Source organism: Streptomyces sp. NRRL B-1347, assembly GCF_000720325.1.
Lineage (GTDB): Bacteria > Actinomycetota > Actinomycetes > Streptomycetales > Streptomycetaceae > Streptomyces.
Genome location: NZ_JOJM01000222.1, coordinates 1 through 1,368 on the forward strand (window position 1 = coordinate 1; position 1,368 = coordinate 1,368).

The following is a 1,368-nucleotide window of genomic DNA, read 5'->3' on the forward strand; positions in this document are numbered from 1 at the left end:
GGATCGGGCTCGGCGGGGGTGCGGGCGACGACGTCTGTGTCCGCCACGGGGCAGCTCCTTGCACGGGACACCGGCAGCAGGGGGTGCTTTCCACCCTCGGCGGCCGCGGGCGGTGCGGCAACGCCGACTTGCGCAAGACGCAGCCGCCTACAGGCCGCGGCCGCGGCGGATGCCGTACAGGGCCAGTTCCCAGATCCGGGCCAGCTGTTCGGGGGCGCTCTTGTAGGTGTCGCAGCCGTCCCGGCCGCAGCTGCGCAGGTAGGACTCCACCCCGGCCACCAGGTGGGCCACCAGGGCCAGGACGGTGCGCGGGTCGCAGCCCGCGCGCAGCTGGCCCGCGGGCATGGCCTCCAGCAGGTCCTCGATGGCCGGCAGCCAGGAGGAGGGCCACAGCGCGCCCTCCGGTGCGCTCTCGCGCTCGCGGGTCAGGCGGGCGGCGGCGCGTACCACGGGTTCCTCCTGGAGCAGCGCGGCCAGTTCCAGGGTGACGTCCACGACCGTCTCCAGGGCCGGCTCGCGGCCGGCCAGCAGCCGCTGGACGGCGTCGCGGGTGGTGGTGAGCCCGCGCAGTTGCACGGTGTCGGCGAGCTCGTCCTTGGTGGGGAAGTGGAAGGTCAACGCGCCCATGGAGATGCCCGCCGCCTTGCTGACGCGGCCCAGGGAGGTGCCGTGGAAGCCGGCCTGGTCAAAGGCCACGGCGGCGGCCTGCACCAGAGCCTCGCGGGTGCGTGCGGCGCGTTCCTGTTTCACTGTCGACTCCCTTGGGGGACGGGGGACACCCCCGCGCGCCGCGGTCCGGCGCAGGGGGGTGAAGGCGGTACATGAGCGGTCGGGTCCCCGCGCGCGGCCGGCGGGGGTGCGGGCGGGCGGCCCGGCCCGCGCACCGCCCCCGCCCGCGCCCTGGCCGGGCGCGCCCGCGCGGCCGGCCGGCCGTTCCCGGCGGGCGGGCGGGCGGCGGCGGGCGGCGGGCCGCGGCGGCGGGGCCGGCTCGCGGTTGCCGCTGTTCAGCGGCCCGGGCGCCGTATCCGCGGGCCCGGGTGCGCCATGGAGGGGACTGCGCGCCACCAGGGGTCTCCTTTGCACCGCGACGGACGTACCGGACTTTGAGCTTCCGACGCCGGGAGGGCCACCACAACGCCAACGTGGGAAAGCCGCAGGGCTTTTTCCCTCCCCACTCCCCCTCTTTCCACAGTTTTTCGCCCTTTCGTCCGACCGGACACCGAAGGCCCGGACTCTCCCGGGAACCCCCCAAAGCCCCACACCACCCACACCCGCCCGGACACCGGGGGCGGGACGCCGGGCTGCGGGCTGCGGGGGCGGGGGTCGCGGGGGCAGGCCGCGGGGGCGGCCCGGCGGGGAGCGCGGGTC

Annotated in this window: 1 protein-coding gene; it reads right to left on the bottom strand. The window is 77.0% G+C overall.

Annotated features, from left to right (window positions below):
- Window positions 1-147: 147 nt before the first annotated feature.
- On the bottom strand, window positions 148-750 hold the full coding sequence (locus IG74_RS0144600; protein WP_030689552.1) for a TetR/AcrR family transcriptional regulator: 603 nt from the start codon (window positions 748-750) through the stop codon (window positions 148-150).
- Window positions 751-1,368 lie beyond the last annotated feature (618 nt).